At 49.5% G+C, this 4505-nt stretch carries 3 protein-coding genes; all 3 read left to right on the forward strand.

Annotated features, from left to right (window positions below; genetic code table 11):
* Positions 1 to 127: 127 nt before the first annotated feature.
* Complete coding sequence (locus tag ACTRDR_RS14625) at positions 128 to 1474, forward strand: MATE family efflux transporter (RefSeq protein ID WP_440528354.1); 1347 nt, start codon at positions 128 to 130, stop codon at positions 1472 to 1474.
* 162 nt (positions 1475 to 1636) lie between these two features.
* On the forward strand, positions 1637 to 2941 hold the full coding sequence (locus ACTRDR_RS14630; protein ID WP_176862993.1) for an aminotransferase class I/II-fold pyridoxal phosphate-dependent enzyme: 1305 nt from the start codon (positions 1637 to 1639) through the stop codon (positions 2939 to 2941).
* Positions 2942 to 2950: 9 nt separating this feature from the next.
* Positions 2951 to 4384 carry a LuxR C-terminal-related transcriptional regulator gene (locus ACTRDR_RS14635; RefSeq protein WP_440528356.1) on the forward strand — a complete coding sequence of 478 codons (1434 nt, stop codon included), beginning with the start codon at positions 2951 to 2953 and terminating at the stop codon, positions 4382 to 4384.
* The last annotated feature ends 121 nt before the right edge of the window (positions 4385 to 4505 follow it).

Raw genomic sequence — 4505 nt, forward strand, 5'->3', positions numbered from 1 at the left:
ACTATTTATAGGGCGAATGGGGTGCTGAATAGTTACTGAATCATAAAATTACATTTCTATTTACAATGCAATGACAATATGCTATTTTGGCAGATGTCAATGTAAGGATAAAGGAATGATGTAAATTATGACGGAAGAGAAAAAAATGTTATTTTCACAGGATGCACTGAAAAAATTATTGTGGCCGCTGATCATAGAGCAGTTTTTGGCAATCGCAATGGGAATGGCGGACACGGTGATGGCGGCCAGCTGTGGAGAAGCCGTGGTATCCGGAATCTCCCTGGTGGACAGTATCTGTGTGTTATTGATCGGTCTGTTCACGGCCATGGCCAGCGGCGGTGCAGTCGTGGCGGCACAATATATGGGACACGGAGATAAGGAAATGGTAGGCCGGGCCTCCAATCAGCTGTTTATAGCGGTTGGGGGTGTGGCCCTTCTGTTTATGACGATAGCGCTGATCTGGAACAAAGGACTGCTGGCATTGCTTTACGGCAATGTGGAAGCGGATGTCATGAGTGCTGCAAGAATTTATTTTTATATTGTGGCGGTGTCCTTTCCTTTTCTGGGAATTTATAACGGTGGTGCAGCTCTGTTCCGTGCGGTAGGAGATTCCAAAGTGTCCATGAAGGTATCTCTGGTGGCAAATCTGGTGAACGTAGCAGGTAACGCAATATTGATCTACGGTGCAGGGATCGGTGTCACAGGTGCTGCCCTGTCTACACTTTTTTCCAGAATCCTGTCAGCGGTGCTGATCGTAATGCTTCTTAAAAAAAGTGACAAGATCATCATGAGCAATCAGTGGCGTCTGGATACCAAAATCCTTGGGAAAATCCTGTATATCGGCGTACCGAACGGATTGGAGAATAGCATTTTCCAGATAGGTAAGCTTCTGACCACCAGCCTGATCGCCGGTTTTGGAATGGCGGCTACGACAGCGAATGCTGTAACGGGCAGCATTGCCAGCTTTCAGCAGATACCTGCCAATGCCATCGGTGTGGCAATGATTACTGTGATCGGACAGTGCATCGGCGCAGGAGAGTCAGAGCAGGCATTATATTATCTGAAAAAAATGATGAAAGTAGCATATGCCTGTATGATCCTGCTGGGAATCCCCATGATTATTTTTGCTCGACCGATCTGCGGAATCTATCATCTGAGTCCGGAGACAATGAAAATAACTGTTTTTTTATTATGTTACAGTTGTGTATGTTGTATGCTGGTGCATCCGTTGTCCTTTGCGCAGTCCAATGCACTTCGCGCTGCGGGAGATGTGAGGTTCACCATGATCGTGGCGATCGCTTCCATGTGGCTCTGTCGTGTGGGCATGGCATATATTTTGGGACAGGGTCTGGGACTTGGCGTCATCGGCGTCTGGATCGCTATGACCATGGACTGGGTCGTACGGGCATTTTTGTTTACTAACAGGATACGGACGGGAAAATGGCTGAAGTATAAGGATCGGCTGGTGAAGTAAATCATGGTACTGTGCTAAAGTTTTACATTGACAGAATTTATAATGTGTTTTAGCATGTTTTTATAGAAATAAAGTCGGGGTCAAGCATGTGGGCTCAGACCTTTTGATCCTGGCATCATAGAAAAATACATAAGCACATAAAGTGCAGAAACGAGGCAGAACATGAGTAAAAAGCCCTATGCAGAGCGTAATTTAAAATTTGAGACATTACAGTTACACGTGGGACAGGAGCAGCCCGATCCCGTGACCGGTGCGAGAGCCGTTCCCATTTATCAGACATCTTCTTATGTATTCCGCAACTGCGACCATGCAGCAGCACGCTTCGGACTGGAAGATCCCGGTGAGATCTACGGTCGTCTGGGCAACCCTACCCAGGGTGTCTTCGAGCAGCGTATTGCAGCATTAGAGGGCGGTACCGCAGCTCTGGCAGTAGCCAGCGGAGCGGCAGCTATCTGCTATACGATCCAGAACCTGGCAAAACAGGGAGATCACATTGTTTCTGCAAATAATATTTACGGCGGAACCTACAATCTGCTGGCGCATACCCTGGTGGACTACGGTGTGACCACTACTTTCGTGGCTCCTTCCGATTATGACAGGATCGAAGCAAGCTTTCAGGAGAACACCAAGGCTCTCTACATCGAGACCCTGGGCAATCCCAACTCGGATGTGGTAGACATCGAGCGTCTGGCACAGATCGCCCATGCACACAAGGTGCCTCTGGTAGTGGACAATACTTTTGCTACCCCTTATCTGGTACGTCCTTTTGAGTACGGCGCAGATATCGTGGTACATTCCGCAACCAAATTCATCGGCGGACACGGCACCAGCTTAGGTGGTGTGATCGTAGAGAATGGTAAATTTGACTGGGAGGGCAGCGGCAAGTTTCCTCATCTGTGCACTCCGAACCCCAGCTATCATGGTGTGACTTTCACCAAGGCAGCACCGGGCGCGGCTTTTGTGACCGCTATCCGTGCAATGCTCCTTCGAGATATGGGCGGCTGCATTTCCCCTGTCCATGCTTTTATTTTCTTACAGGGACTGGAGACACTGTCTCTGCGCGTAGAGCGTCATGTGGAGAATGCACTGAAGGTAGTACAGTATCTGAATGCTCATCCTCAGGTAGAACGTGTGCATCATCCTTCCGTATCCACCGATCCGGAGCAGCAGGCATTGTATAAGAAATATTTCCCGAACGGAGGCGGTTCCATCTTCACCTTCGAGATCAAGGGCGGCAAGGAGACAGCCAAGAAGTTCTGTGATAATCTGGAGCTGTTCTCGCTTCTGGCAAACGTGGCAGATGTGAAGTCTCTGGTCATCCATCCGGCTTCCACCACCCATGCACAGCTGTCTGAGGAAGAGCTGAATGAGCAGGGAATCTACAGCAATACGATTCGTCTGTCTATCGGTACGGAGAATATTGATGATATCATTGAGGATCTGGAAGGCGGTTTCCAGTCTGTATAAGGAGAGACCATGCTTTCATTAGCAGTTTTCTATTTTGTATTTTTAGGAACGGAGTATCTGTTTGATAACCGGGTGGCGTTATATACGGATCCCACAGGAGTAGTGCTGGCGCAGAGCTATATTCTGGGAGTCAGTGCACTGGGTTTTCTGGCATATTCTCTGATAGAAAAATGGAAAAGTAAATCCGGGAATCCCACTGCATTCAAGGCAGCGGGATTCTTCTTGTCGGTGCCGGTGATCGCAGGATATATACTGCTGTTTGCCGGGGATGGGTACCGGGTACTATTGGGCAGCGGATGTTTTCTGTTCCTGATACTGGGATATCTGGGCAGCAGGATACATTACCTGGCAGCACAGCTGCTTAGGGGAAGCAGGCATCCGGCGAAGACCGTGAGTGTGGCTTATGCTGTGGGGCTGCTTTTTCAGTTCCTGAACCACAATCTGTTGTGGGGAGAGACAGTGGAAGGTATCTTCCTGGCGGTAAGCTTTGTGGTGCTGTGGGTACTGACTGTCGGAATGGAACAGAGTGCACTGCCTGGATATCACAGGAGACAGAAGGCAGAGGACGGAGAAACGGTGTCGGTGAAAAACGCGCAGGAGGGTGTTGCTGCGGAACGGATTTCATGGAAGAATCCACGCTTGGCAGGTGTGGCATTACTGGTGACGGTTGTTCTGATGACTTGTATCTTCGCAACGCTGGACAATGCTGTGACCCTGGCGCATGCGGCGGGTACCATGGATATCGGTCAGTGGCCGAGACTGTTCTTAGCGCTCAGCGGATTGCTGGCAGGAGTACTGTTTGATCTGAATAACGGAAGATATCGTGGACTGATCATGTATGCGGTGACGATCCTGTCGACCATCTGTGTGCTGATCATCGAAAGCGGAGGATCGTTTCTGCCGGGACTGTTGATCTTCTATGTGTCTGCGGGATTTTTCGTGGTGTTTTTCACGAACGGATTTATCCAGCTGTCCTATCGCATGCAGGATGGCAGGATATGGGCAGGTATGGGAAGAGCGGCGAACAATCTGGGCGCTGTGATCACAGGAGTAGCTTCCGTAAGCCTGCTGAATGGAGAAAATCATATCCTGACGGCAGTACTGGCACTGGTATTGTTTGTACTGATCAGTGTGGCGCTGCTGTGGTATTATAGTTGTACGCAGATTGTAAAGGCTCCCGAAGCAATGGAAAGCCGCGAAATGTCCGCCGGTCAGAGTCGGCTGGAGAGATTTGCAAAATATTTTAATCTGACGGAACGAGAGCAGGAAGTGCTGCAGCTTTTGCTGCTGTCTGATGACGGCATGCAGGAGATCGCCGACAGCCTATTTGTCTCCCGCGCGATGTTGTATCGGCATATCGCTGCATTAAATGAGAAGACCGGTACCAGGAGCCGCATCGGACTGATCCAGTTCTACTACAACTGGGAAGAAGACAAGAAATAGCGAGAGAATGAGAAAGGCACAGCCCTGTGAGGGACTGTGCTTTTTTAGCGTGCGCCTTGCAGCGCACGTCGTGCGGGTATGAGAGACGGATTGACGATGAGATACCCACGGAGCAGAGGGA

This window comes from Simiaoa sp. (genome assembly GCF_051972595.1).
Lineage (GTDB): Bacteria > Bacillota > Clostridia > Lachnospirales > Lachnospiraceae > Acetatifactor > Acetatifactor hominis.